29 protein-coding genes are annotated in these 25,257 nt (G+C 62.9%); 6 read left to right on the top strand and 23 right to left on the bottom strand.

Going from position 1 to position 25,257, the window contains the following annotated elements; all coding sequences use genetic code 11:
• Window positions 1-5: 5 nt before the first annotated feature.
• From C2L65_RS01455 to C2L65_RS01445, 3 genes are all read right to left on the bottom strand, one after another.
• Window positions 6-1,013: an SIS domain-containing protein gene (locus C2L65_RS01455; RefSeq protein ID WP_042306332.1), complete on the bottom strand. Its 1,008-nt coding sequence runs from the start codon at window positions 1,011-1,013 to the stop codon at window positions 6-8.
• Entirely contained in the window at window positions 1,006-2,109 is a 1,104-nt protein-coding gene (nagA, locus tag C2L65_RS01450) for an N-acetylglucosamine-6-phosphate deacetylase (protein WP_042306333.1), read from the bottom strand. The genes C2L65_RS01455 and nagA overlap by 8 nt, the downstream gene beginning before the upstream one ends.
• 91 nt (window positions 2,110-2,200) lie before the next feature.
• Window positions 2,201-2,935, bottom strand: a complete 735-nt coding sequence (locus tag C2L65_RS01445; RefSeq protein ID WP_042306334.1) for a GntR family transcriptional regulator — start codon at window positions 2,933-2,935, stop codon at window positions 2,201-2,203.
• Window positions 2,936-3,311: 376 nt separating this feature from the next.
• On the opposite strand from C2L65_RS01445, the gene C2L65_RS01440 reads away from it, so the two are divergent.
• Window positions 3,312-4,235 (top strand): bifunctional helix-turn-helix transcriptional regulator/GNAT family N-acetyltransferase, encoded by a 924-nt coding sequence (locus C2L65_RS01440; RefSeq protein WP_042306335.1) that lies wholly within the window; start codon window positions 3,312-3,314, stop codon window positions 4,233-4,235.
• A gap of 90 nt (window positions 4,236-4,325) precedes the next feature.
• Here C2L65_RS01440 and C2L65_RS01435 read toward each other — a convergent pair whose 3' ends face one another.
• Window positions 4,326-5,138 carry a MetQ/NlpA family ABC transporter substrate-binding protein gene (locus C2L65_RS01435; RefSeq protein WP_042306336.1) on the bottom strand — a complete coding sequence of 271 codons (813 nt, stop codon included), beginning with the start codon at window positions 5,136-5,138 and terminating at the stop codon, window positions 4,326-4,328.
• 332 nt (window positions 5,139-5,470) lie between these two features.
• On the opposite strand from C2L65_RS01435, the gene C2L65_RS01430 reads away from it, so the two are divergent.
• A complete protein-coding gene (locus C2L65_RS01430) occupies window positions 5,471-6,289 on the top strand; it encodes an FkbM family methyltransferase (RefSeq protein ID WP_042306337.1) in 819 nt (272 codons plus the stop codon).
• Between the two features lie 7 nt (window positions 6,290-6,296).
• Here the strand turns inward: C2L65_RS01430 and C2L65_RS01425 are convergent, their stop codons facing one another.
• Window positions 6,297-8,063: a methyl-accepting chemotaxis protein gene (locus tag C2L65_RS01425; RefSeq protein ID WP_042306338.1), complete on the bottom strand. Its 1,767-nt coding sequence runs from the start codon at window positions 8,061-8,063 to the stop codon at window positions 6,297-6,299.
• Window positions 8,064-8,278: 215 nt separating this feature from the next.
• On the opposite strand from C2L65_RS01425, the gene C2L65_RS01420 reads away from it, so the two are divergent.
• On the top strand, window positions 8,279-8,569 hold the full coding sequence (locus C2L65_RS01420) for a YciI family protein (RefSeq protein WP_007579663.1): 291 nt from the start codon (window positions 8,279-8,281) through the stop codon (window positions 8,567-8,569).
• An 87-nt stretch (window positions 8,570-8,656) separates the two neighbouring features.
• Here C2L65_RS01420 and C2L65_RS01415 read toward each other — a convergent pair whose 3' ends face one another.
• From C2L65_RS01415 to C2L65_RS01395, 5 genes are all read right to left on the bottom strand, one after another.
• Window positions 8,657-9,274: an SCO family protein gene (locus tag C2L65_RS01415; protein WP_042306339.1), complete on the bottom strand. Its 618-nt coding sequence runs from the start codon at window positions 9,272-9,274 to the stop codon at window positions 8,657-8,659.
• A gap of 4 nt (window positions 9,275-9,278) precedes the next feature.
• Window positions 9,279-10,184 (bottom strand): heme o synthase, encoded by a 906-nt coding sequence (gene cyoE / locus C2L65_RS01410; protein WP_042306340.1) that lies wholly within the window; start codon window positions 10,182-10,184, stop codon window positions 9,279-9,281.
• Window positions 10,185-10,189: 5 nt separating this feature from the next.
• Window positions 10,190-11,299, bottom strand: coding sequence for a COX15/CtaA family protein (locus C2L65_RS01405; RefSeq protein ID WP_042306341.1), 1,110 nt, complete (start codon window positions 11,297-11,299; stop codon window positions 10,190-10,192).
• A gap of 51 nt (window positions 11,300-11,350) precedes the next feature.
• Window positions 11,351-12,022: an SCO family protein gene (locus C2L65_RS01400; RefSeq protein WP_042306342.1), complete on the bottom strand. Its 672-nt coding sequence runs from the start codon at window positions 12,020-12,022 to the stop codon at window positions 11,351-11,353.
• A 69-nt stretch (window positions 12,023-12,091) separates the two neighbouring features.
• Window positions 12,092-12,859, bottom strand: a complete 768-nt coding sequence (locus C2L65_RS01395; protein ID WP_042306343.1) for an SURF1 family protein — start codon at window positions 12,857-12,859, stop codon at window positions 12,092-12,094.
• Between the two features lie 87 nt (window positions 12,860-12,946).
• Between C2L65_RS01395 and C2L65_RS01390 the strand changes: the two genes are divergently transcribed.
• On the top strand, window positions 12,947-13,156 hold the full coding sequence (locus C2L65_RS01390; RefSeq protein ID WP_007579652.1) for a twin transmembrane helix small protein: 210 nt from the start codon (window positions 12,947-12,949) through the stop codon (window positions 13,154-13,156).
• A gap of 343 nt (window positions 13,157-13,499) precedes the next feature.
• Here C2L65_RS01390 and C2L65_RS01385 read toward each other — a convergent pair whose 3' ends face one another.
• The 8 genes from C2L65_RS01385 to C2L65_RS01350 all read right to left on the bottom strand — a co-directional run bounded on the left by C2L65_RS01385 (window position 13,500) and on the right by C2L65_RS01350 (window position 20,796).
• Entirely contained in the window at window positions 13,500-14,357 is an 858-nt protein-coding gene (locus C2L65_RS01385; RefSeq protein ID WP_007579650.1) for a cytochrome c oxidase subunit 3, read from the bottom strand.
• 148 nt (window positions 14,358-14,505) lie between these two features.
• On the bottom strand, window positions 14,506-14,712 hold the full coding sequence (locus tag C2L65_RS01380; RefSeq protein ID WP_007579648.1) for a DUF2970 domain-containing protein: 207 nt from the start codon (window positions 14,710-14,712) through the stop codon (window positions 14,506-14,508).
• A 37-nt stretch (window positions 14,713-14,749) separates the two neighbouring features.
• Window positions 14,750-15,364, bottom strand: a complete 615-nt coding sequence (locus tag C2L65_RS01375) for a cytochrome c oxidase assembly protein (protein ID WP_042306344.1) — start codon at window positions 15,362-15,364, stop codon at window positions 14,750-14,752.
• A 63-nt stretch (window positions 15,365-15,427) separates the two neighbouring features.
• On the bottom strand, window positions 15,428-15,565 hold the full coding sequence (locus C2L65_RS46505; protein ID WP_007579644.1) for a cytochrome oxidase small assembly protein: 138 nt from the start codon (window positions 15,563-15,565) through the stop codon (window positions 15,428-15,430).
• Window positions 15,566-15,680: 115 nt separating this feature from the next.
• A complete protein-coding gene (ctaD, locus tag C2L65_RS01365) occupies window positions 15,681-17,294 on the bottom strand; it encodes a cytochrome c oxidase subunit I (protein ID WP_042306345.1) in 1,614 nt (537 codons plus the stop codon).
• A gap of 47 nt (window positions 17,295-17,341) precedes the next feature.
• On the bottom strand, window positions 17,342-19,015 hold the full coding sequence (gene coxB / locus C2L65_RS01360; RefSeq protein WP_042306346.1) for a cytochrome c oxidase subunit II: 1,674 nt from the start codon (window positions 19,013-19,015) through the stop codon (window positions 17,342-17,344).
• 71 nt (window positions 19,016-19,086) lie between these two features.
• Complete coding sequence (locus tag C2L65_RS01355; protein ID WP_035986818.1) at window positions 19,087-19,566, bottom strand: DUF2244 domain-containing protein; 480 nt, start codon at window positions 19,564-19,566, stop codon at window positions 19,087-19,089.
• Window positions 19,567-19,836: 270 nt separating this feature from the next.
• On the bottom strand, window positions 19,837-20,796 hold the full coding sequence (locus C2L65_RS01350) for a methyltransferase domain-containing protein (RefSeq protein WP_081920844.1): 960 nt from the start codon (window positions 20,794-20,796) through the stop codon (window positions 19,837-19,839).
• A gap of 89 nt (window positions 20,797-20,885) precedes the next feature.
• Here C2L65_RS01350 and C2L65_RS01345 point away from each other — a divergent pair, with 89 nt between their 5' ends.
• Together C2L65_RS01345 and trmL are read left to right on the top strand one after the other, a co-directional pair.
• Entirely contained in the window at window positions 20,886-21,692 is an 807-nt protein-coding gene (locus C2L65_RS01345; protein ID WP_042306348.1) for a ComF family protein, read from the top strand.
• Window positions 21,693-21,710: 18 nt separating this feature from the next.
• The gene (gene trmL / locus C2L65_RS01340) at window positions 21,711-22,181 is read left to right on the top strand and encodes a tRNA (uridine(34)/cytosine(34)/5-carboxymethylaminomethyluridine(34)-2'-O)-methyltransferase TrmL (RefSeq protein WP_042306349.1); all 471 of its coding nucleotides are present in this window, start codon (window positions 21,711-21,713) and stop codon (window positions 22,179-22,181) included.
• On the opposite strand, the gene C2L65_RS01335 is transcribed toward trmL, so the two are convergent.
• The 5 genes from C2L65_RS01335 to C2L65_RS01315 all read right to left on the bottom strand — a co-directional run bounded on the left by C2L65_RS01335 (window position 22,154) and on the right by C2L65_RS01315 (window position 25,204).
• Entirely contained in the window at window positions 22,154-22,705 is a 552-nt protein-coding gene (locus C2L65_RS01335; RefSeq protein ID WP_042306350.1) for an O-acetyl-ADP-ribose deacetylase, read from the bottom strand. The two genes, trmL and C2L65_RS01335, sit on opposite strands and share 28 nt — an antisense overlap.
• Window positions 22,706-22,859: 154 nt before the next feature.
• Complete coding sequence (locus C2L65_RS01330) at window positions 22,860-23,858, bottom strand: NAD(P)H-dependent glycerol-3-phosphate dehydrogenase (protein WP_042306351.1); 999 nt, start codon at window positions 23,856-23,858, stop codon at window positions 22,860-22,862.
• A 21-nt stretch (window positions 23,859-23,879) separates the two neighbouring features.
• Window positions 23,880-24,350 carry a protein-export chaperone SecB gene (secB, locus tag C2L65_RS01325; RefSeq protein ID WP_007577679.1) on the bottom strand — a complete coding sequence of 157 codons (471 nt, stop codon included), beginning with the start codon at window positions 24,348-24,350 and terminating at the stop codon, window positions 23,880-23,882.
• Window positions 24,351-24,518: 168 nt separating this feature from the next.
• Window positions 24,519-24,782, bottom strand: a complete 264-nt coding sequence (gene grxC, locus C2L65_RS01320; protein ID WP_035986834.1) for a glutaredoxin 3 — start codon at window positions 24,780-24,782, stop codon at window positions 24,519-24,521.
• The gene (locus tag C2L65_RS01315) at window positions 24,779-25,204 is read right to left on the bottom strand and encodes a rhodanese-like domain-containing protein (RefSeq protein WP_007577684.1); all 426 of its coding nucleotides are present in this window, start codon (window positions 25,202-25,204) and stop codon (window positions 24,779-24,781) included. Before C2L65_RS01315 ends, grxC begins: the two co-directional genes overlap by 4 nt.
• Window positions 25,205-25,257: the final 53 nt, after the last annotated feature.

The raw sequence follows: 25,257 nt of genomic DNA, 5'->3' as shown, positions 1-25,257 counted from the left end.
CTCGATCAATGAGTTTCGGTGACTTTCATCAGATGGCGCGGCGCATCAGGATTGCGTCCGCGAGCGGCGGCGAGGCCGGCAGCCATCACATAGAAAGAAAGGATTGCGGCAATCGGATCGAGCGCCGCGTGCGCCGTCGATACGAGCGGCAAGGTGGCTTCGGGTACGTCGTCCGGTGCGGCGAGCAGCACGCGAGCGCCGCGCGCCTGCATGTCGCGTGCGAGTTGCAGCAGCCCCGCCTGTTCCGGTCCGCGCGGGGCGAACACGAGCAGCGGATAGTCGCGGTCGATCAGTTCCATCGGGCCGTGACGCACTTCTGCGCTCGAAAACGCTTCGGCCTGAATGCCCGACGTTTCCTTCAGCTTCAACGCCGCTTCCTGCGCGATCGCGAGGCCCAGACCACGGCCGATCACGATCATGCGTTCGGCGTCGCGCAGTTCATCGACGGCCTTCGACCAGTCGAGTGCGCCCGCGCGGCGCAGTGCGTCCGGCAGCGACTTCAGGCCGTCGAGCAACGCTTCGTCCTTCTGCCAGTGCGCGACGAGTTGCGCAGACACCGACAGCATCGCGATATAGCTCTTGGTCGCCGCAACGCTCAGTTCGGGACCGGCGAGCAACGGCAGATAGAACTCGCACGCTGCTTCGAGTGGTGAATCTGGCACGTTGACAGCGGCCACGGTCAGCGCACCCGCTTCGCGCAGCGCCTGCATCGTGCCGACCAGATCGGGGCTCTTGCCCGATTGCGAAAACCCGAGCGCAAGCTGATTGCGCACCTGCAGCGGCGCTTGTTGAAGGGTCGCGACGGACATCGGCAGCGACGCGACGGGCAGGCCGACGCGGCTCATCGTCAGCGAGGCGAAGTAACTCGCCGCGTGATCCGAGCTGCCGCGCGCCACCGTCAGCGCGACGTGACGCGGCTCCTGTGCGAGCCGGGCCGCGAGCGCTTCCACGCGCGAGGTATCGTTGAGTTGCGCGGCGACCACGTCAGCGGACGCCAGCGCCTCTTTAAGCATATTCGACAATCGATTCTCCTTCGACGTAAGTCGCCGTCAACGCCAGTTCGCGATCGAACACGACGATGTCTGCCCACGCGCCGCGCGCGAGACGGCCGCGGTCTTCCAGGCCGAGATAGTCGGCGGCGAAACGGGACATACGGTTTGACACATCGGCCATTGGCAGGCCGAGCGATACGAGGTTGCGCAGCGCCTGATCCATCGTCAGCGTGCTGCCTGCGAGCGTGCCGTCGGCAAGGCGCACGCCGCCGAGGCACTTCGTCACGTGCTGGCTGCCGAGGCGATATTCGCCGTCGGGCATGCCCGTCGCCGACGTGCTGTCCGTCACCACATAGAGACGCGGAATCGCGCGCATCGCGGCGCGGATCGCGCCCGGATGGACGTGCAGCAGGTCGGGAATGATTTCCGCGTATTCGGCATGCGCGAGCGCCGCGCCGACCATCCCCGGATTGCGGTGATGCAGCGGCGACATCGCGTTGAACAGATGCGTGAAGCTGCGCGCGCCGTGCTTCATCGCGGCGACTGCGTCGTCGTATGTACCGAGCGAGTGGCCGAGCTGCACGCGCACGCCGCGCGCGTTGATCTCGGAGATGATCTCCATGTGGCCGGAGATTTCCGGCGCGATCGTGACAACGCGGATAGGAGCGATCGACAGATACTTCAACACTTCGTCGAGCACGGCCGACACGGCTGCGTCAGGTTGCGCGCCGAGCTTGCCGGGGTTGATATACGGACCTTCGAGATGCACGCCGAGCACGCGCGCGCCGCCAGGCACGCGGTTCTTCGCGACGTCGCCGAGACCCGCGACGACGGCCATCAGCTCGTCGCGCGGCGCCGTCATCGTGGTGGCGAGCAGGCTCGTCGTGCCGAAGCGCGCATGCGTGCGCGTAATCGCCTCGATCGCGTTGCCCGCTTCCATCACGTCGGCGCCACCGCCGCCATGCACGTGCAGGTCGATGAAGCCGGGCAGGATGTACGGCGCGTCGTTGGTCGACGGATCGGCGGCGTTGCCCGTGATGGCCGTGATGCGGCCGTTTGCGGATTCGATCGTGCCGTGGATCCAGCCTTCGGGGGTGAGTATGTTTCCGGTCAGCATGAGTCTCTCTGATGTTGCGTTATGCAGTGCGTGACTGATTCGCGCCGCGTGCGTTCCGTCTGTCTGTCGTCGCGCCGTTCAGCGCGCCGTGTCACAGCCGCAGTTCAGCGACGAAGTCGTAGTAGTCGTCCCGGCAATAGGTATCGGTGAGTTCGATGGCGCGCTGATCCGCGCTGTAGCCCACGCGCGTGATCAGCAGCAGTGCGCTGCCTTGTTCGAGGTCCATCAGCGTGGCGATCTCGCTCGACGCGTTGACGGCGCGAAAGTGCTGCAGCGCGCGCACGACTGGCAAGCCGCGCTGTTCGAGGTAGCTGTAGAGCGAGCCGCCGATGGCCAGCGGATCGGACACGATCGACACGGGCAGCGACGAATGCTCGACCGCCATCACGATGCCGTCGGCGCGGCGCAGGCGGCGCAGGCTCGCGACGGACGCGCCCGGCGACAGCCCCAGATGCACGATCTCGTCGCGCGTCGCGCTGCGGACCTCGCGTTCGAGCCATATCGAATCCGGGCGGAAGCCACGCTGCTCCATCTTCTTCGTGAAGCCGGTGAGACGCGACAGCGGATCTTCGACGCGCGGCGTGATGAAGCTGCCGGCGCCACGCGCGCGCCGGATCAAGCCTTGCTCGACCAGCAGCGCAATCGCCTTGCGCGCCGTGATACGCGACACGCCGATCGCATCGGACAACGAGCGCTCCGACGGCAGTGCTTCACCCGCAGACCACACGCCGCAATGGATCGCCGTCGCCAGATTGCGGGCGAGCTGCAGGTAGAGCGGCGTGACGTTGTGGACGTCAGGTGTCAGTGCGGACCAACGGGTTTCCATATGGCTCGGTCGGGGATCGTGAGGAGACGGGACTGCTTGGCCTACGAATTGGAGCCCATTATATAACCACCATAATACCAGTCAACGAGCTGGTATCTAGCTGGTCTACATCAAGCAAACCCTTGCCTGATAAGGAATTCCGCGAATTAAGCGGTTTCCAACTGACAGCCCGCTGGCATTAGGGCATACCCGTATCTAAGACCAGTCGCCCAACTGGTTCGCACGAATCGTCCGTCAAGTTACGTGCGTTAACCCGCAAATGTCATACCTCTTTATTAACGATCTGGTGCAAACTTCGAAATTCGCGAGCGATCACTCGATGGAAACAACATAGCTTGGTGAACCGAATGACAGGCCAATACGGGGAGCGGAAACGGTGAACGATCCCGCTATAGTCCGGGCGGAAGCCGTCCGCCATTTCAATCGTTTTTACACGCAGCACATCGGGGCGCTGCACGAACATCTGCAGAAAAGCCCGTATTCGCTGACCGAGGTACGGGTCATGCACGAACTGTCGCGCAGCGAGCATCAGACGGCGGCGGCGCTCGCGCGCAATCTCGGCATCGACAGCGGCTATCTGAGCCGGCTGCTATCGAGCTTCGAGCGGCGCAACCTGATTTCGCGGCGGACGTCGGAGATCGACGCGCGCCAGTCGCTCGTGTCGTTGACCGAGGCGGGGCTTGCCGCGTACCAGCCGCTCGACACCGCCGCGCTCGACGAGGTCGGCGCCGTTCTTGCGCGGCTCGCGCCGCATTCGCAGGATCAACTGATCCGCGCGATGAAGCTGATCGAGCGCCTGCTCGACGAGCGGCCGCGGCATAGCATCGTCACGCTGCGCGCGCCGCGCGCGGGCGAATACGGTTGGCTGGTGTCGCGCCAGGCGCAGCTGTTCGCATACGGCCATGGCTGGGATCACACATTCGAAGCGCTGCTCGCGCAGCAGGCCGCGCGCTTTGCGCAAGGTCACGACACGTTGCGCGAAATCTGCTGGGTCGCGGAACAGGATGGCTTGATCGTCGGATCGGCGCTCGTCGCGGCGGCATCCGACATGCAGGCGAGTGTGCGTATGCTGTATGTCGAACCGGACGTGCGGCGGCTCGGCATCGGCACGCAACTGATCAACGAATGCGTGCGCTTCGCCAAGCGCACGGGATATCGGACGCTCTCCGTCGAAAGCGAGAGTTCGCTCGACGACGCTCGGCGGCTCGTTACGCAGGCTGGCTTTACGCTGGTATCGACGGCACCCGAGCGGCGCTTTGGGCGCGATCTCGTCATCGAGCAATGGGAGCGCGCACTATAGCGGCAGCGTCTCGTGCCTTTGCGACGCGCATAAAAAAAGCGCCACGGTTTCCCGGGGCGCTTTTTTTTTCGCATCATGCGATCAGGTCGCTTAGAACGACGGCACGACCGAACCCTTGAACTCCGTCTTGATGAACTGGCGCACGTCTTCCGACTGATACGCCGCAACCAGCTTCTTCACCCACGGCTGATCCTTGTCCTTGATGCGCACGGCGATCAGGTTCGCGTACGGGCTGTGGACGTCTTCGAGCGCGATTGCGTCTTTGGTCGGCTGCAGGCCCGCTGCCAGCGCAAAGTTCGTGTTGATCGCGGCGGCATCGACGTCGGAGAGCGAACGCGGCAATTGCGCTGCGTCCAGTTCGATCAGCTTCACCTTCTTCGGATTGTCGGCGACATCGAGCGGCGTCGCGTTGCTGCCGTTCGTGCCCGCGCCCGCCTTCAGCTTGATCACGCCTTGCGACTGCAACAGCAGCAATGCGCGATTTTCATTCGACGGATCGTTCGGCACCGCGACCTTTGCGCCTTGCGGCAAATCCTTCAGCGACTTCAGCTTCTTCGAGTAGATGCCGAGCGGCGAGATGTAGGTCAGACCGGCGTTGACGATCTTGTAGCCGCGCTGCTTGATCTGGCTGTCGAGATACGGCTGATGCTGGAAGCTGTTCGCGTCGAGATCGCCCGCGTCGAGCGCGGCGTTCGGCTGCACGTAATCGTTGAACTCGATGACCTTCACGTTCAGGCCTTCGCGCTTCGCGACCTTCTGCACTACCGACCAGATTTGCGCGTCGGGGCCGCTGATCGTGCCGACCTTGATGACCTTGTCGTCGGCGCGTGCGCCGAAGCTCGTGACGAGCGCCGCCGAAGCGAGCGCTGCGGAAAAGACCTTGATGAGTGTTCTGCGCTGCATGTGATTCTCTCTTGACTGCCTTGTTTCGGATTCGTTTTCGACAGCGGGCACATTGACGTAGCCCGCGAAGTGTCGAGCCCTAAATCGTCTCACAGGCAGGCGTCGATGGGAAATACACGGTTCGCATATGGGTATGCGCGTTGTGCCGCGTGGTTTTGTCACGGGTTTGCATGGCGTGCCACGCTGCGCCTAGCGCTTTAGGAGTCGTCCTATGTAAGCATGCGCGCCGCTTTTTTAAGATAAGCCTGCCTTTCAAGCCCAATCGATTCGTCGGGCGCATCTCACCCTGCCTTCGTTGCGGACACTCCACTCACGATTCAAACGAGAAACACATGTCATATCCCGCTCGCCCCATCGCCTTCGTTCTCGCCTCGACCAACCACGGCAATATGATCGTCAATCGCAACGATTTCGCTATCAAACAGGACGGCGGCGTGTTCGGCGTCGGCTTTCAGTTGCTCACGGCATCGCAGTTCGATCTCAACGAAATCAAACTTGCACTCCTGATTCTCGACCTGCGCCGCCGCCATTTCGGCGACGGCGTAGTCGCGATCGACGGTGGCGCGAACGTCGGTGTGCATACGATCGAATGGTCGCGGCACATGTACGGATGGGGCGAGGTGCATTCGTTCGAAGCGCAGGAAGCTGTGTATTACGCGCTGGCCGGCAACATCGCGCTCAACAACTGCATGAATGTGCGGGCGCGGCTGGCGGCACTGGGCGAGAGCTGCGGAGAAATGAGCGTGCCGCGGCCGGACTATACGCGGCCCGCGAGCTTCGGCAGCCTGGAACTGCGTCAACGTGAAAATACCGAGGCCATCGGGCAGCCGATCTCTTACGACGCGCAGCACGGCGTCAAGGTGCCCGTGATCGATCTGCCTTCTTTGAATCTCGACCGACTGGACTTTTTGAAGCTCGACGTCGAAGGGATGGAAGTCGACGTGCTGCGGGGGGCACGCGCGGTGCTCGAACGACACCGCCCAGTCATGCTGATTGAAATGATCAAGTCTGATCGTGACGCGATTCAGACTTTTCTAACCGAACTCGGTTATCGTCAGTTCGACTATGGAATCGATCAACTGGCGATCCACGAATCCGACCCGACCTTGCAGCACATCCACCGAACCGAGAACGGCCTCGTTCTCGGTTGAGGTGCCGTTAGAAGGTAGTCCAATCGTCATCGGATGACGACGCCTTAACCGGACGCGCCGACGCGTCCGTCTTCACGGCCGGTCTCGCGGCCTCGCGCACACCGGGGTCCGCCTTCGTCGCCGTCGCAACTGCGGTGGCTACCGGCTTCGCGACTGGCTTCGCCGCCGCATTCACGACCTTCTTCGCTGCCGCGGGAACCGTCTTCGCAACGGCCATCTGCTCACCGCCATTTACCCGGAACGCACCGATCGTCTGACGCAGACGCGCCGCCTGATCCTGCAGCGATGCAGCAGCGGCCGCAGCCTGCTCGACGAGCGCCGCGTTCTGCTGCGTGACCTCGTCCATCTGCGTAACGGCACGTCCTACCTGCGAAATGCCGCTGCTCTGCTCTTCCGACGCCGCCGCGATTTCACCCATGATGTCCGTCACGCGGCGCACTGCCTGCATGATCTCGCTCATCGTCGTGCCCGCCTGCTCGACGAGCGTGTAGCCGTTGTTGACGCGCTCCACCGATGCGCCGATCAGTTGCTTGATTTCCTTCGCCGCCGTCGCCGAACGCTGCGCAAGGCTGCGCACCTCACCCGCGACGACCGCGAAGCCGCGGCCCTGCTCGCCCGCACGCGCCGCTTCGACGGCCGCGTTCAGCGCGAGAATATTCGTCTGGAACGCGATGCCCTCGATCACGCCGATGATGTCCGAGATCTGCCGCGAGCTGTCGTTGATCTCCGTCATCGTGCTGATCACGCGGTTGACGACTTCGTTGCCCTTCGTCGCGATGTCCGACGCGTTGTTTGCGAGGCCGCTCGCCTGGCGCGCGTTGTCGGCGTTCTGCTTGACGGTCGCCGTCAGCTCTTCCATGCTCGCCGCCGTTTCCTGTAGCGACGCCGCCTGCTGTTCCGTGCGTTGCGACAGATCGCCGTTGCCCGCCGCGATCTCCTGCGTCGCCGACGCAATCGACTCCGCCGACTGACGAATCTCACCGATCGTGTACTGCAAGCGGCTTTGCATCTCGTTCATCGCGGCCATCATGCTCGACGAATCGTTCGCGCGCACGGACACGATCTGCGTGAGGTCGCCCGTCGCGATACGCGCCGCGAGCCTGGCGGCATCCTGCGGCTCGCCGCCGAGGCTGCCGCGCACATTGCGGATGATCAGCAGCATCGCGAACGAAATCCCCGCGCCGATCACCAGCACGACGATGAAATGTTCGATCAGGTTCGCGTAGTAAGCGGTATCGATATCGCGCACGAATACGCCGCTCACGATGTTCCAGTCCCACGGCGCGAAACGCACGGCATAGCTGATTTTCGGCACAGCCTCTTCGCTATGCGGCAGACGTCCGCGATATTCGGCGAAACCTTTGCCCGTCGCCTTCGCCGCATCGACGATCGACACGTACAGCAGCTTGCCATCCGGGTCCTTGAAGTCGCCCACCGCTTTGCCGTTCATCTGCGGCAAGGTCGGATGCATTAGTACGACGGGCTTCGAATCCATCACGAACAGATAACCGGACTCACCGTAGCGCATCGTCGCGAGACGCGCGAGCGCTTCGCGCTGCGCATCGGCCTCGCTCATCTTGCCGGCCTGCGCGAGCGCGTAGTAGCCGCTCACGACACCCTCTGCGGCATCGACGAGATTCACCATGCCTGCCTTGCGTTCGTCGAGCATTGTCGAGCGGGTTTCCACCGCGCTCCACAATCCGACGCCCAGCAAGCCCAGCCATACGAGCACAAGCGATAACCACAGCTTGCGGTTCAGACTCATCCTACTCATTGTGTTGGTCTCTTGTGGTGTGGTCACATCTTTGGCAAATCTGCGGCGCCCGCTTAAGACAAAATGGGCGCAAACGATTGCTCTCTTGGATAACGGCAGATCGATGCGTCGACTTGAGGCGGCCTGCCAGTCACGCCCCGCGCCGTGTCAGCCGATAATGACGGGTTGCGGCGCCTACTCGCGCCGTCCGCCTCTTCCCCATTTGCGAGGTTTTTATGTATGTCGTCTCCCTCAGCTACACGGCATCGCTCGATCGTGTCGACGATGCGCTGGAAGCGCACCGCGCGTTCCTGACGCGTCAGTTCGACGCGGGCGTGTTCATCATGGCAGGGCCGAAGGTGCCGCGCGATGGCGGTGTGATCATCGCGGCGGGTATCGAGCGATCGAGACTCGACGAGATTCTCGCGAGCGATCCATTTGCGCAGCAGAAGGTCGCGCGCTATGACGTGACGGAGTTCAAGGCGACGCGGATGGCGCCGGGCATGAATCTGAAAGCACCGGAGTGAACTGGGGCTTGGAAAATGAAAAAGGCTGCACGATGTCGGGCAGCCTTTTTCCTTTCAATGTGCGACTTTCGCGCCGCTCGCTCTCGCTCAGCCGAGCAACAGCTTCAGATCGTGAACCCACGGCGATGCGCCCTGCCCGTCACGCGCGAAAAGTCGCAGCTTGCCGTCGGTATCGAACACGTAGCTCGCGGCCGTGTGATCCATCGTGTAGCTGTCGGGCGTCTTGCCCGGTACCTTCGCGTAGTAGACGCGGAAGTCCTTCGTCACCTTCGTCAGTTGCTCCTGATCGGCAGGGCGCAGGCCGACGAACGTCGGATTGAACGCGGGCACGTACTGCGACAACAGTTCAGGCGTGTCGCGCTCGGGATCGACGGTGACGAACAGCACTTGCACGCGCTTCGCGTCTTCAGGGCCGAGTTGCTGGAGCGCCTGCGAAAGCTCGGCCATCGTTGTCGGGCAGACGTCGGGGCAATGCGTATAGCCGAAGAACATCACGACGACTTTGCCCTTGTAGTCGGCAAGCGAGCGCAGCTTGCCGCTCGAATCCGGCAGCGAGAAGTCGGCGCCGAACTGCTTGTTCCCCGTGATATCGACGTTCGTGAACGCGGGCTGTTCCTTCCCGCATCCCGACATCAGCGCCGCGCCGCCGAGCGCGCACGCAACGAGAGCAACGCGCGCCGCGCGCGCGAAACGTTTAGTGAGCATGGTGTTACGCGCCGATCAAGGCACGCGCATAGTGGTCGATCAACAGCGCCGCAAACAGCAGCGACAGATAAACGATCGAGTAACGGAAGGTTTTACGCGCGAGGTCGTCGGAATATTCCCGATAAATCTTCCACGCATACGCGAGGAACACGGCACCCAACAGAACCGCCGACGCCAGATACACGATTCCGCTCATGCCCGAGATAAACGGCATCAGCGTGACCGCGAACAGAATGACGGTGTACAGCAAGATATGCAGACGCGTGTACTGCTCGCCGTGGGTGATGGGCAGCATCGGCAGGCCGGCGTTTTCGTAGTCCTTGCGGCGATACAGCGCGAGCGCCCAGAAATGCGGCGGCGTCCAGACGAAGATGATCAGCACGAGAATCCACGCGTCGCCTGGCACGGCGCCCGTCACGGCTGCCCAGCCGAGCGCCGGCGGCATCGCGCCCGATGCACCGCCGATCACGATGTTCTGCGGCGTATAAGGCTTGAGCAGCAGCGTGTAGACGATCGCGTAGCCGACGAACGTGGCGATGGTGAGCCACATGGTCAGCGCGTTGGTGAACGTGTAGAGCGTCCACATGCCAAGGCCGCCGAGCACGGCCGAGAACAGCAGAATCTGTGAAGTGGTGATCTCGCCGCGTGCCGAAGGACGCCACGCGGTGCGGCGCATCTTTGCGTCGACTTTTTGCTCGACGAGACAGTTGATCGCGAACGCAGCGCCCGCCAGCAACCAGATGCCGACTGCGCCGCCGATCAGTACCGTCCACGGCACCATGCCGGGCGTGGCCAGGAACATGCCGATCACTGCGCAAAACACGGCGAGCTGCGTGACACGCGGCTTCGTCAGCGCAATGTATTGAGAAATCCGGCTACCGGGCGAATGGGGGAGAGTTGTGCTGTCCATGTGGGTCACGCTGGCGCGGCGTCGCGCGCGTGAACGACGGCGCGGCCGGGACGGCTATAAGCGATTCGAAAGTTTAGCATAACGAGCAGGAGCAGCAGGATCGCGGCCCCGCCGTTATGGGCGACGGCAATGGGCAAAGGCCATTGCAAAACGATGTTCGACAGGCCCGTGATGAACTGGATCACGATCACGAGCAGCACGCCATTTGCGGGCCGCCGCAGCGACTCGAAGCGGCGCATTTTCAGCGCGAACCATAGCAGATACGCGACCACGACAAAGGCGAACGTGCGATGCGTCCAATGGATCGCGACCAGCGCGTCCTGCGTGATCATGTCGCCGTCGCCCGTCATGCCGAGCGCGCGCCACAGATGGAAGCCGTGCTCGAAGTCCATCGGCGGAATCCATTGGCCGTTGCAGGTCGGGAAATCGGTGCAGGCGAGCACCGCGTAGTTCGTGCTGACCCAGCCGCCGAGCGCGATTTGCACGATCAGCAGCGCGAGGCCGAACACTGCGGCAATACGCCACTGCGACGCTTCGGGTTCATGGGCGGGCAGCGGCGTCTGACGCGCGGCGAGCCAGCCGAGCGTGCCGAGCAGCGCGAGCCCGAGCAACAGGTGAATCGTCACGATCACGGGTTGCAGCTTCATCGTCACGGTCCATGCGCCGAACGCGCCCTGCACGAGGATCAGCAGCAGCAGCGACGTCGGCCACCACGGCGACACGTGCAGCGGACGGCGCTTGATGCGCGCGACCCACGCGATGACCGTCTGCGCGACGATCAGCACGCCGATCGCCATCGCGAAGTAGCGGTGAATCATCTCGATCCATGCCTTCGTCATGCTGACGGGGCCCGACGGCATCGCGTGATACGCGGCATTGATCGCCGCGTGCGCGATGAACGGCGACGACGTGCCGTAGCAGCCCGGCCAGTCCGGACAGCCGAGGCCCGAATCGGTCAGGCGCGTGAAGCCGCCGAACATCACGAGGTCCAGCGTCAGGAAGGTCGTGACCCAGACCAGCTTGCGAAACTTGTTGTCGTCGGCTTTCACCCACACGTACGACAGCGGCAGCAGCGCAATGCACAGCCCGATCAGTCCCAGTTGCAATACGAACATCTATCTTTCCTTCTCTCGCCACCAGGCGAGTTTCAACGTGCTCGCGGCACTTTAGCCGATACCCGAATTTCTGAGCAGTTTCGTGACATCACCCTTGATCTTGCTCGGGTTTGCGTCTTTCGGGAAACGCATCATCAGGTTGCCGTTCGGGTCGACCATGTAGATGTGATCCGAAACCTGCGTGCCTTCGTCGGCGGGCAGCCATGCGCTCACTTCCTTCGGATCGGCGATCAGCATCTCCGTGTCCTTGTACGCGTTGTCGACGACGTCGGGCACCTTGCCGGCATCCGTGCGCAGAAACACGTTGACGATGCGCTCGCGCTCGCCCGCTTGCGTCGCGCGCACCTGGCGCATGAAATACAGCTTCGTCACACAAGGCTTGTCGCACGCGCTGTTGTCGACGGAAATCAGCAGCCAACGGCCGCGCAAAGAGGCGAGCTTCAACGGCTTGCCGTCCTCGCCCGTGACGACGAGCGCGTCGGGGATCGGGCGTTGCGGTTCGATCAGCGTGCCGTAGCTCGTCGTGCTGCCCTTCGGCTTGATCACGTAGTACGTGAAATAAGACCCGATGACGGGCGCCGCGCAGACCAGCGCGATCAGCAGCAGCGTCCAGCGGCCGCGCTGCCACGAGCCTTTGCCGTTCGGCTGGCCCGGAACCTTAACCTGCCCGCGTTGCGCGGGTTGCTGTCCGGTTTGCTGCGAACGGGGGTTTTGCGTCGACACTCGTGATCCTCTTTTCATGATGGCGCTTGCATCACGCCTGTAAGCTGCACCCGAGCGACGCGCGAAGCATCACGCGTTGGGCGCCTGTCCGTTGTCGGCCACGTCGCCACCTTCCGGTCCCTTGCTCTCGATCCGATTCGCGTTCTTCGCTGCACGCCGGGCCGCATACAGGCCGAAAACCAGTGCGGCGGCGGCCATGCCCCACCACTGCGCCATATAGCCGTAGTTGCGTTCGACGCCCGACGTCGGCACAGGCCAGTCGCGCACGAGTTTGTCGCCGTCGTCGCTGGTCTGCTGGATCACGAACGGCTGAAGCGGCAAACCCGTTTCCGCCGCGTACGACGCGACATCGAGATTCTGGCGAATCGTCTGATGCGCGGCCGAGCCGCCCTCGCCAAGCTCATACGCGCGGGTCGCGTCGGCACGCGCGATACCTTCGATTTCGATCTCGCCCTTCGGCGTGTCGTACGGCGCGATCGCCGTGCGCTCGTTCATGTTGCGCGGCAGCCAGCCGCGATTGACGAGCACAACGCCGCCGTCGCGCAGTTTAAGGGGCATCACGACGTAAAAGCCCGGCTGGTCGTTATACGGGCGATTATCGAGGTACACCACTTGCTGCGGCATAAACTGTCCAACCGCACGCACGCGATGAAACTCGATGTCCTTCAGCGCGACGGGCGCGGCGCCCACAGTCTGCGCAGGCGCGTTCTCGAACTGCGTGATCTGCGCCTGCAACGCTTCCTTCTGATGCGCGCGGTCGCGCTGCCAGAAACCAAGCCGCACCGTCACCGCGACGACGATCAGAATCAGCAGCGCCGGTATGAGACGAATCTTCATCGTGCGATTCTGGTCGGAACACGAACCATTGCGCGCGGTGCGATAATGAAATCGTTGCGTTCGCTTTCCTGAATTTCAGTTGGTTCCATGCACATTCTCGTTCCCATCGCGTTCGTTCTGATCATCGGCAGCATGGTGTCCGCGCTGTACTTCATGATGCACGACCGGGGCAGAACGAAGCGTATGGTCTGGTCGCTTGCGACACGTGTCGGCCTGTCGATTACGCTGTTCCTGTTCATCCTGTTCGCGAACTGGATGGGCTGGATTCATTCGACGGGCATTCCGTACGGACGCTGACGGCACAGTTGCAGCACGTTCAGCAATGACCGCACGCCGCCGCGCGGTGCGCCGACCTGACGTGTGCCGTCTCAAATTGACGGCGAAGTATGCCACTTAATCTCGCGCCGATCAGGCAATACACCGTTACGCGATCAGCGAAATCCTCACACCATCGAAGCAAAACGCCGCCCTGACGGGGTCGAGGGCGGCGCTGTCCAAGTCTTTTCCGATACAGATCCCACACCAACGCGTTCGATGCTCCGACCGCGCCTGATGCCACCCGCTTGAAGGCTGCCTGCGGTGCCTCGATGCGTCGATATGACGCACGATTTGCGCAGGCTCCGTGGCGTTCGAACGACGCTTACAGCCAGTACACGACGATATACAGACCCAGCCACACGACGTCGACAAAGTGCCAGTACCACGCCGCACCTTCGAACGCGAAGTGATGGTCGGCCGTGAAGTGGCCGCGGATCATCCGCACCAGCACGACGGCCAGCATCGTACCGCCGAGAAACACGTGGAAACCGTGGAAGCCCGTCAGCAGGAAGAACGTCGATCCATACACGCCCGATGCGAGCGTCAGGTTCAGTTCGTTGTATGCGTGGAAATACTCGAAGCCTTGCAGGAACAGGAACGAGATGCCCAGCACCAGCGTGGCTGCGAGCCATGCAATCGCTTTCGTGCGGTGATTGTCGCGCAGCGCGTGGTGCGAGACCGTCAGCGTCGCGCCCGACGACAGCAGCAGCGCCGTGTTGATGGTCGGCACGGGCCACGGCGTCATCGACTTGAAGTGCGACACGAGATCAGCCGGTCCGATATTCGGCCATACCGCCGTGAAATCCGGCCAGATCAGCTTGTAGTCGAGACTGCCCAACTGATGCATCGCGATCTCGCGCGCATAGAACAGCGCGCCGAAAAACGCGCCGAAGAACATCACTTCCGAAAAGATGAACCAGCTCATGCTCCAGCGGTACGAGGCATCGACTTTCTTGCCGTACATGCCGCCTTCCGACTCGGAGATCGCATCGCCGAACCAGTGATACAGCGTGAAGAGCAGCCACAGCAGACCGACCAGCGCCGTGATGGGCGCCCACGGCTCGCCGTTCACCCACGCCGCAAACGATCCGAGCATGACCAGCAGGCCAATCGCAGCGCTGATCGGATGCCGCGACGGGTGCGGTATGAAATAGTACGGGCTCTCGTTTTGACCGCTCATCGTTGATTCTCCACTTCAGTCCAGTTGTTCTGCTTGGTCCGGTTGAATCCGCAGCCGACTGCGCTGCGCCCCGGCTCTATCTCCAGCGGCGCGCTGCGTTGCGCCGCCCTGCTCCATCCATTGAGTCCTGCCCCGCTCCAACGCTCGACTAGCCGACCACCACGCGCACGATCAGGATCAACACCCCGATGAAAATCGCCGCGCCGATCAGCGCCGCGATGATCACGTGAAGCGGATTCAACTGCGTGGCATCCGCTTCCAGATCGCGCCGTTTGCGCACACCGAAAAACGACCACATCACCGCTTTCATCGACTGGCCGAAACTGCTCTTCCTGCCGCGACCGCTATCGTTCATATCCTCGCCTTCTTTGGGCAAGCGTCGTTGGTACGCGTCAAGCCGGGTTCGTTGCTTTCGCTGCACCGTCCGCCGTCTGACCTTGCGTGCCGCGCGCCGCGGGTGCAGGCGCGTTCAGTTCGAAGAACGTGTACGACAGCGTGATCGTCTTCACGTCTTTCGGCAATTTCGGATCGACGACGAACACCACGGGCATCCGCTTCGACTCGTTCGCCTTCAACGTCTGCTGCGTAAAGCAAAAACACTCGATCTTCTTGAAGAACTCCGTGGCCTGCTTCGGCGCGTAGCTCGGAATAGCCTGAGCCTGGATCGTGCGCGCCTGCTGGTTGCTCACGTCGTACATCACCGTCGTCACTTCGCCCGGATGCACGTCGATACTGTTCTGCTCCGGCTTGAAACCGAGCGGTCCGCGCGCATTCGCGTCGAACTCGATCGAAATCGTGCGGCTCATGTCGACCTGCGTGTTCTTCGCCTCGCGCGCCGTTGCGTCACGCTGCACGAGGTTGTTGATGCCCGTGACCTCGCAGATCGCGCGATACATCGGGATCAACGCAAAGCCGAAGCCGAACATCAACAACGCGACGACGACGAGCTTGAACAGCATCGAACGGTTAAAAGAGCGATCGGCCCCGGCGGGCGGTTGCGTCGACATCGAACTTCCTCAACAGATCACATGCACAGGCGATCCCAACTCGTCACGGCAGGTCAGGTCATGTCACGAAGCAAACCAGACCTGCTTGACGACGGCACCCAGAAAAAAGACGGCGACGACGGCAAGCAGAATCAGACCGAGTCGCAGATTCCCTGCACGAATTTCTTCAGGCGTTCGGCTTTTTTGTGGATTCCGGGTCATGCTGAAGTTTCTTGATGCTGCGTTGCTGCGTGATGATTCGGTCCCGCTTCGGTTCCGCTTCGGTCCAGCCGACCCGCTCCGGCACTGCTCAGCCGGAGCGGACTTCGAAGATGGCTTATTCGACCGTCGGCGGATTTTCGAACGTATGGAACGGAGCCGGGCTAGGCACGGTCCACTCGAGGCCCGTTGCGCCATCCCACGGCTTGTCGCCGGCCTGTTCGAGTTCGCCGCCGCCGCGATACGCCGGCAACGCGACTGCGAACAGGAAGTACACCTGCGCGAGACCGAAGCCGAAGGCGCCGATCGTGATGACCTGGTTCCAGTCGGTGAACTGCGCCGGGTAGTCGGCATAACGACGCGGCATACCGGCGAGACCCACAAAGTGCATCGGCAGGAACGCGAGGTTGAAGAAGATCAGCGACGACCAGAAGTGGATCTTGCCGCGCGTCTCGTTGTACATCCAGCCCGTCCACTTCGGCGACCAGTAGTACCAGCCGGAGAACAGGCCGAATAGCGACCCCGCCACCAGCACGTAGTGGAAGTGCGCAACCACGAAGTAAGTGCCGTGATACTGGATGTCGAGCGGCGCCATCGCGAGCATCAGGCCCGTCAGACCACCGAACGTGAACACGAACAGGAAGCCCACCGCGAACAACATCGGCGTTTCGAAGGTCAGCGAACCGCGCCACATCGTCGCGACCCAGTTGAACACCTTCACGCCAGTCGGCACGGCGATCAGCATCGTCGCGTACATGAAGAACAACTGGCCCGTGACAGGCATGCCCGTGGCGAACATGTGGTGCGCCCAGACCATGAACGACAGGATCGCGATCGACGCCGTTGCGTACACCATCGAGCTATAGCCGAACAGCGGCTTGCGCGCGAACGCCGGGATCACCTGCGACACGATCCCGAACGCCGGCAAGATCATGATGTAGACCTCGGGGTGGCCGAAGAACCAGAAGATGTGCTGATACATCACCGGGTCGCCGCCGCCTGCCGCGTTGAAGAACGACGTGCCGAAGTGGCGGTCGAACAGCACCATCGTGATCGCGCCAGCGAGCACCGGCATGACGGCGATCAGCAGGTAGGCCGTGATCAGCCACGTCCAGACGAACATCGGCATCTTCATCAGCGTGAGGCCGGGTGCGCGCATGTTCAGGATCGTCACGACGATGTTGATGCCGCCCATGATCGACGACGCACCCATGATGTGGACCGCGAAAATCGCGAAGTCCATGCCCGGGCCCATCTGCGTGGACAGCGGTGCATACAGCGTCCAGCCGGCGGCCGTTGCGCCGCCCGGTGTGAAGAACGAACCGACCAGCAGCACGGCAGCGACGGGCAGCAGCCAGAAGCTGAAGTTGTTCATCCGTGCGAAGGCCATGTCCGATGCGCCGATCTGCAGCGGAATCATCCAGTTCGCGAAGCCGACGAAGGCCGGCATGATCGCGCCGAACACCATGATGAGGCCGTGCATGGTGGTCAACTGGTTGAAGAACTCGGGACGCATGATCTGCAGGCCCGGCTCGAACAGCTCGGCGCGGATGCCCAGCGCCATCACGCCCCCGGACAGGAACATGATGAACGAGAACAGCAGGTACAGCGTACCGATGTCCTTGTGGTTGGTGGCGTACAGCCAACGGCGCCAGCCATGCGGCGTCTCGTGGGCATGATCGCCGTGAACGTGCTCGTGCCCCGCGGCTACATCGTGTCCGATGCTAGACATGACAATCTCCTAAATCTCGAATGCTGCTTTTCTCTGACTGTGACACGTCAGGCCGCTGGGCTAATCTCGACACGGCGTGCTTCCTTCGCGTCCGCACCGCCCGTGATCGTCTCCGGCTTCTTCAGAATAATGTGGTCTTCGGCGATGCCTGCTGCTTTCAGCGCGTCGCGCACGGCTTCGGCACGCGCCTTCGCGAGCTTCGCGTTTTTATCGGCGGAACCCGTTGCGTCGGTGTAGCCCGACAACGTGAACTTCGCGTCCGGGTGCGCCTTCGCGTACGCAGCGGCTGCGTCGATAGCGGCTTTTGCGTCCGCGGGCAGCGTGCTCTTGTTCGTTTCGAAGTAGACGCTGGCAGGCAGCGACGCTTGCGGCGCCGATGCTGCCGCGTTGTCCGATGCGCCTGATGCAGCCGCGGGAGCCGATGCGCCCGCTTCGCCGCTAGCCGCAGCTGCGCCGCTCGCGCCTTCCGCGCCGCTCGCCGCGACGGCGTCCGACGCGGCAGCCGCCGCCGCGCCCGCCAGGTGATCGCCACCCGCCGGCAGACGGCCGTTGCGTGCGTCGGCGATCTGCTTCGGTTGCAGGATGTCGCCCGTGTGGTTGCCCCACGCGTTGCGCTCGAACGTGATGACGGATGCGATCTCGACGTCGTTCAACGTCGGCGCCCACGCCGGCATCGCGTTCTTGCCCTTCAGGACGATGCTCACATGCTCGGCGAGCGGGCCGTTTGCGACCTTGCTGCCGTCGAGCGCCGGGAATGCGCCTGCGCCCTTGCCCGTCGGCTGGTGACAGACGGCGCAGTTCGCCGCGTACACCTTGCCGCCACGCTCCGTCAGTTCGGCGAGCGTGTAGTTCTTGTTGGGATCGTCCAGGCCGGCGGCCATTTTCTTCTTCTGGTCGTCGACCCACTTCGCGTAGTCGTCGTCGGACAGCACGGTCACGACCACGGGCATGAACGCGTGTTCCTTGCCGCACAGCTCGGTACAGAAGCCGCGATACGTGCCCGTCTTCTCCGCCTTGAACCACGTGTCGCGCACGAAGCCGGGAATCGCATCCTGCTTCACGCCGAACGCGGGCACGTACCACGAGTGAACGACGTCGTTGGCGGTGGTGATGATGCGAATCTTCTTGTTGACGGGAACGACAAGCGGATTGTCGACTTCCTGCAGATAGGTATCCGTTTTCGGCGCGCGGCCGTCGACCTGGCTACGCGGCGTGGTCAGCGTGGACAGGAAGTTGATACCTTCGCCCGGCCCCTTCACGTAGTCGTAGGCCCACTTCCACTGATAGCCGGTGACCTTGACGGTGAGATCGGCATTCGTGGTGTCCTTCATCGCGACGACCGTCTTGGTGGCGGGCAGCGCCATCAACACGACGATGATGAACGGGACGATCGTCCAGATGATTTCGACGGTGGTGCTTTCGTGGAAATGCGCGGCTTTGTAGCCCTTCGACTTGCGGTGCGCAAACATCGAATAGAACATCACGCCGAACACGCCGATGAAGATCACCGTGCAGAGAATCAGCATGAATGTGTGGAGGCTGTAGAGCTCTTCGGCAATCCTCGTCACGGGCGGCTGGAGATTGATCTCGTTGACGCGGGGGCCGCCCGGACTGTCGCCGATTGCATGGGCAGCGCCAGCGAACAACAGCCCGCTACACGCCAGCACGCCCACGAGGGCTCGCTTGATTGTTTTCATAGCTTCCTTACCCAAATTTTCCATTCAAACCCTCGACCCCGCTGGAAGGCTGCCTCTCGTCTTCTGGAACGGCGCGCGATTCGATACGCAACTTTTTACGCCTGACACTGCCTGAGCCACAGACGCAGTTCGTCGGCGAATTGTGCGCGCCGATATTGCGCAAGGTGCTGCCCGACCGCGACCGTCTCGCCACGCGAAACCAGTCTGATCCGGTCGCGCGGCGTCGCTCCTGGTTCTACCCGCACCCAGCACGGGTTGAATTCGAACTGCGTGAGATGCTCGGCGCTGACCTGTTCGATCACGAGCCGGTTGGGAAACAGCCGGATGCGCTCGTAATCGACAGCATGGCGTGCATAGATGGCAAATGCGACACCGACAGCGAGCAGCTCGATACCCGTGAACGGCAACACCAGCCATGCACCGCACAGGACCAGCAGGAATGCTATTAAGAGCGAGAATGCCGCGAGCGACACATAGAAGAACACGAATTGCCGCGGCGAAGCCGAACAGTTGCGCTTCATCAACCAGTCCTTGAGGACGGGTTCTGACTCAGCCAGCAGATCGGTTGCATTCATCGCTGCCTCCCGCGAACCGCCAGTCACCGCATACCGCCAATGCCATTCACGCCCAGCGCAACTACCGCCACCCGAACCGCAAAGGCCTCGGGCCTGTCGCTCCTATTGTGTGAGCTTTAAGCGACAAACTGACGCATTATAGGGCCGATCCAGGGCATCCACAAGCAACGCTCTATCGGCCGAAAAGCCAAGCCACACAAGCCTCTGCGCCGTTTTGACGCACTTTTCGAGCCGCTAATTTCGAGCATAACGGATGCCCTCTTTACCGCGTCAACGATTGCCCTGCCGCCCTCTTCCGATGTCTTCTATTCGCACTATTCCGTGCCCTTCGGGGGTCATTCTCGGCACCGCCTTCCATGCATGTCCGTAGATCACCTCGAAAGTCAGAGGGATCGTGCCATCGGCCCGCCGGCGCGCCTCCAGCGCGGCAAGCAGCGCTTTTTGCATGCGCCTCGACGCGACACCCGGCGACGCCTCGCGCCGGAACGGATAGGCGCCCCAGCGACGCACGTCGGCGAGCAGCGACTCCGGCGACTTGTATGTGATGGTCAAGGTCTCCTGGTCCATCACGGGAATTTCGAAGCCACTTTCGACAAGCATATCGCCCAGATCGTGCATGTCTACGAAGTCGATTACATGTTTGTGCGTATTGACGCCGTGCGCCGCTTCGATTTCGGCATACGCGCCGCGCAGTTCTTTCAGCGTGTCAGGCCCGAGCGTGCTGAACATCAGCAGGCCGTTGACCTTCAGCACGCGCTGCCATTCAGGGAAAACGAGGTCGGGCCGCGAGTGCCAGTGCAGCGCGAGATTCGACCAGATGAACTCGAATGCCCCCGATGCGAAGGGCAACGCGGAAAAATCGGCCTGAGCAAAGCGCGGACCGCGCGAGCCGAGCGCCTTGCCGAGCGACGCGGGCAGAAAACGGCGCCAGCTGGTGTCGGTAGCGTCGTGCTGGACCGCGCGCGCGAGCATCGCGCGGGAAAGATCGGTGCCGAACACGGGCGCCTCGGGGAAGCGCTCGCGCAACGCGGGGAGGTCGTCGCCCGCGCCGCAGCCGGCGTCGAGCACCTGCGCCGGATTGACCTTGATGTAGTCGAGCCGTTCGCGCATGCGTTGGGCGATCTCGCGCGGCAGGAACGCGACATCATTGAACGTCGCGGCCCGGCGGTCGAAAATCTTCCGGAGACGGCGCGAATCATAGGCCGGACGGCCAGTTTCGGTGGGAGACACGGTTATTCGAGTCGTGCGGACGAAGAGTGCGAAGTATACTCGCTCGATTCCGTCCCTTCAGCGTCAGCGGCCTTCGGAGGCGTGTCGATATGCCGAATTGGGCTTTTCGGTGGTCTCGCGCCACACTTTCCGGGCGACTGCTTCACGAACGGTTCATCGAGGTCGCGCAACGATCCATCTCGAAACTTCCGGCGCTCGCACGTTGCGCGCTGCCGAATCCGTGTGCGTTGTGCGGCAATATGTCGCATCGAACGCTGTGCGGCTTTTGCGACGAGGCGTGGTGGAACGAAGCAAGGCTGCGCTGCATTGTCTGCGCGATGCCGTTGAGCGGCTTCCGGCGGGCTAGCGTCATGCATTACCAGTGCGGCGACTGTCTCACCGCGCCGCCCTCGTTCGACGCGACCGTGGCGCTGGCCGATTACCGCGCGCCGCTGGACATGCTCGCCGTCGGCCTCAAGTTCCGCGCGCGGCTCGCGCTTGCGCATGAGTTCGCGCGGCGGCTCGCGTGGTCCGCGATGGATGCACTCGACGAACGCGATCGCCCGGACGTCGTCGCGCCCGTGCCACTATCGGCCCGGCGGCTGGTCGAGCGCGGCTACAACCAGGCGTGGGAAATCGCGCGGCCCTGCGCGAAAGCGCTCGGCATTCGCGGCGACGCGACGCTCGTGCGGCGCGTGATCGACACGGCGCCGCAGTCGAAGCTCGATCTCGATGCGCGCAGGCAGAATGTCGGCCGCGCGTTCGAAGTGGCAAGGCCGGTGACGGGCTTGCACGTCGCCATCGTCGACGATGTGATGACGACGGGCGCGACACTCGATGCGCTGGCCCGCACGCTGAAGGCAGCCGGCGCGCGGCGCGTGACGAATCTCGTCGCGCTTCGCACGCCGAAAAACTAGTTTCCGACTCACCTTGATATGTTCAACGTCGTTCTCGTCGAACCTGAAATTCCGCCGAACACCGGCAACGTGATCCGCCTGTGCGCGAACACGGGTGCGCGCCTGCATCTGATCGAGCCGCTCGGCTTTCCGCTCGACGACGCAAGAATGCGTCGCGCCGGCCTCGATTATCACGAGTACGCGCAGATGCGCGTACACCCAAACTGGGACGCGCTGATCGACAGCGAAGCGCCCGATTTCTCGCGCGTGTTTGCGTTCACGACGCGCGGCTCCAGCCCATTCCATTCGCACGCGTTCCTGCCCGGCGACTGGTTCGTGTTCGGCGCGGAAACGCGCGGCTTGCCGGACGCCGTGCTGAGTCGCTTCCCGTCCGAACAGCGCGTGCGCCTGCCGATGCGCCCCGGCAATCGCAGCCTGAACCTGTCGAACACGGTCGCCGTAGTCGTGTTCGAGGCATGGCGTCAGGCGGGCTTCGAAGGCGGAGCCTGAAGGCGTCGTTCGAGTTCGGACTTGTAGCGCATGTGCATCGCTTCGTCGAAGCACGCGAAGATCACGTGCTCGACCATAGGCGTTTGCGGCAGTGTGTCGATTACCGTTTGAACGGCGATACGCACCGCTTCGTCGGCGGGAAAACGGTAGACGCCGCAACTGATCGCAGGAAACGCGATGCCCTTCGCTTTGGCGTCGCGTGCCAGTTCCAGCGAGCGCCTGTAGCACGCAGCCAGCAACTTCGCCTCACCCCGCTCGCCGCCGTGCCACACGGGACCGACGGCATGAATCACATGACGCGCTTTCAGCCGATGGCCGCCCGTCATCTTCGCGTCGCCTGTCACGCAACCGCCCAGCGTTTCGCATTCACGCAGCAGTTCCGGGCCGGCCGCGCGATGAATCGCGCCGTCCACACCACCGCCGCCCAGCAATGATGTATTCGCCGCGTTGACGATCGCGTCGACGTCGAGCGTCGTGATGTCGACGACCCGCGCCTCGAGCGAGCAATGGCCAATGGTGAGCATGGGAAAACCTCCAGATTCGATGCAACAACGATAGGAGGTGGACAGCAAAAGAAACGAGCCGTTCGGCGTTGGCCATTACCGGCTGTGTAAAAGACCTTCAGGCAATTTGCTGCAATGGGTTGCGGGCCGCGAGGCCCGCTTCGGACAACGGCTTTTATTCAGCCTTCGCGTCGCGGCGCAGCAGCGCGCTGACGGCATCGCGCGGCGCCACGTTGTTGAACAGCACGTCGCAGACGGCTTCGGTGATCGGCATTTCGATCCCGTGCGACTGCGCGATCGACAGCACGCCCCGCGCGCAACGCACGCCCTCGGCGACGTGCCCGAGCGCGTTGAGAATATCGTCGAGCGAACGGCCGGTTGCGAGCTGCATGCCAACCGTCCGGTTGCGCGACAGATCGCCCGTCGCGGTCAGAATCAGATCGCCCAGACCCGTGAGGCCCGTGAACGTTTCCGCCCGGCCGCCCAGCGCCGCGCCGAGGCGCGACATTTCGGCAAGACCGCGCGTGATCAGCGCTGCGCGTGCGTTCAGCCCGAGACCGAGGCCATCGGCGATGCCCGTGGCAATGGCCAGCACGTTCTTCACCGCGCCGCCCACTTCGACGCCGACCACGTCGTCGCCGCTATAGATACGCATTGCGCCGTGATGGAACGCCGCGACAGTCCGCTCGCGGCATGCCGCCGACGCGCTCGCCACCGTCAACGCGACTGGCAGCCCCTGCCCCACTTCGCGTGCGAAGCTCGGGCCCGACAGCGTGCCGTTGCTCGCGTGCCCGCTCAACTCTTGAGCTACGACCTGATTCGGCAGCAGTTGCGTGTCAGCCTCGAAGCCCTTGCACAGCCACACGATGTGCGCCGGCACCTTGCCGATGTCGCGCATCGTGCGCAGCATCGCGCGCAAGCCCGCGACGGGCGTGGCGACCACGCACAGCGCGTCGTCGGCGAGCGCGTGATCTAACGCGAGATCGAGATTCGCTTCGAAGCGAAGCGCGGATGGCAACGCAACGCCCGCCAGATAGCGAGCGTTTTCATGCGACGTGGAGAGTTCGGCGATGAGCGCGGCGTCGCGCGCCCAGAGCACCGTGTCGTGCCGCGCGGCCAGATGGCCGGCGAGTGCGGTGCCCCATGCACCGGCGCCGAGAACGGCGACCTTCATACCCGGCACCGGCTGCGCGCGTCAGTGATGCGCAGCGCTGCCCGCGCCGGTTTCCTGCGTGGCGATCTGCGCGAGGCGTTGCTCGTACAGTGCCTGGAAGTTGATTTCGGCGAGGTGGATGGGCGGGAAGCCTGCGCGGGTGATCGCGTCGGCGATGTTCGAACGCAGATACGGGAACAGGATGGTCGGGCACGCAATGCCGACGAGCGGATCGATCTGCTCAGCCGGGATGTTGCGGATGTCGAAAATGCCTGCCTGCTTGGCTTCGATCAGGAACGCGACCTTGTCGCTGACCTTGGCCGTCACGGTGCCCGTGACGAGAATTTCGAACACAGTGTCCGCGAGGCGCTCAGCCTTCACGTCGACTTCGACTTCGACCGACGGCATTTCCTGCTCGAGGAAAATAGCCGGCGAATTCGGCTGTTCGAGCGACATGTCCTTCAGGTAGATGCGCTGGATATTGAAGAACGGCTGGTTGTTCTCGTCGGACATGAGTCTCTACTCCCTTAATTTCGTTGCGGCGGACGAATGCCGCCAGATCTCTTTACAAAGCGGGCCGCCCCGAAAGGCGGCATCCAGCCGGCCGGTGCGAACCCGGCCTTGTTTTTTCGCTACCGCACGCCGCTGCCTACGTAACCGGCGCGACGCAAAGGCAAAACCTCAGGCGACGGCTGCCAGCAGCGGCGTCAGACCGCCCGCGCGATCGAGCGCGGACAGATCGTCATAGCCGCCGACGTGCGTGTCGCCGATATACACCTGCGGCACCGTGCGACGGCCCGTGCGCGTCATCATTTCCTGACGGCGCGCCGGATCCTTGTCGATCAGCACCTTTTCGACGTGATCGACGCCGCGCGACTTTAGTAGACGTTCGGCCATCTGGCAATACGGGCACACCTGCGTGCTGTACATGATCACTTTGTTCACTTCGCAACTCCTTGTTTGACGACGGGCATGCCCGCCTGCTGCCAGGCGTTGACGCCGCCTTCCAGCACGTGCACTTCCGCATAGCCTGCGTCGCGCACAATACGTGCCGCCTTGTTCGACTGCTGTCCGTTCTGGCAGACGAGCAGCACCGGGTTGCTCTTATTTTTCACGAGTTGGGCGACTTTCGCTTGCAACTCGCCAAATTCCACGTGCCGCGCCGACGGCAGGTGCCCGCCGGCGTATTCCGCCGCGGAGCGCAGGTCGACGACCACGGCGTTGCGCCGATTGATCAGCTGGGTGGCGGCAGCCGCCGAAAGGCCGCCGCGTCCGCGCCGGGAAATCGACGGCCAGAGGAGCAACGCCCCAGAGATGAGGGCGACAGCGATCAGTACAAGGTTGGTGTAATCGGTGAAAAACTTCACGGAAGATCCGCCGGAAAAAGAGAAGAAATCGGGATAAATCGGAAAGGGCAATC

The sequence above is a fragment of the Paraburkholderia terrae genome (assembly GCF_002902925.1).
GTDB lineage: Bacteria > Pseudomonadota > Gammaproteobacteria > Burkholderiales > Burkholderiaceae > Paraburkholderia > Paraburkholderia terrae.
This window is presented reverse-complemented; position numbering and strand designations above follow the sequence as displayed.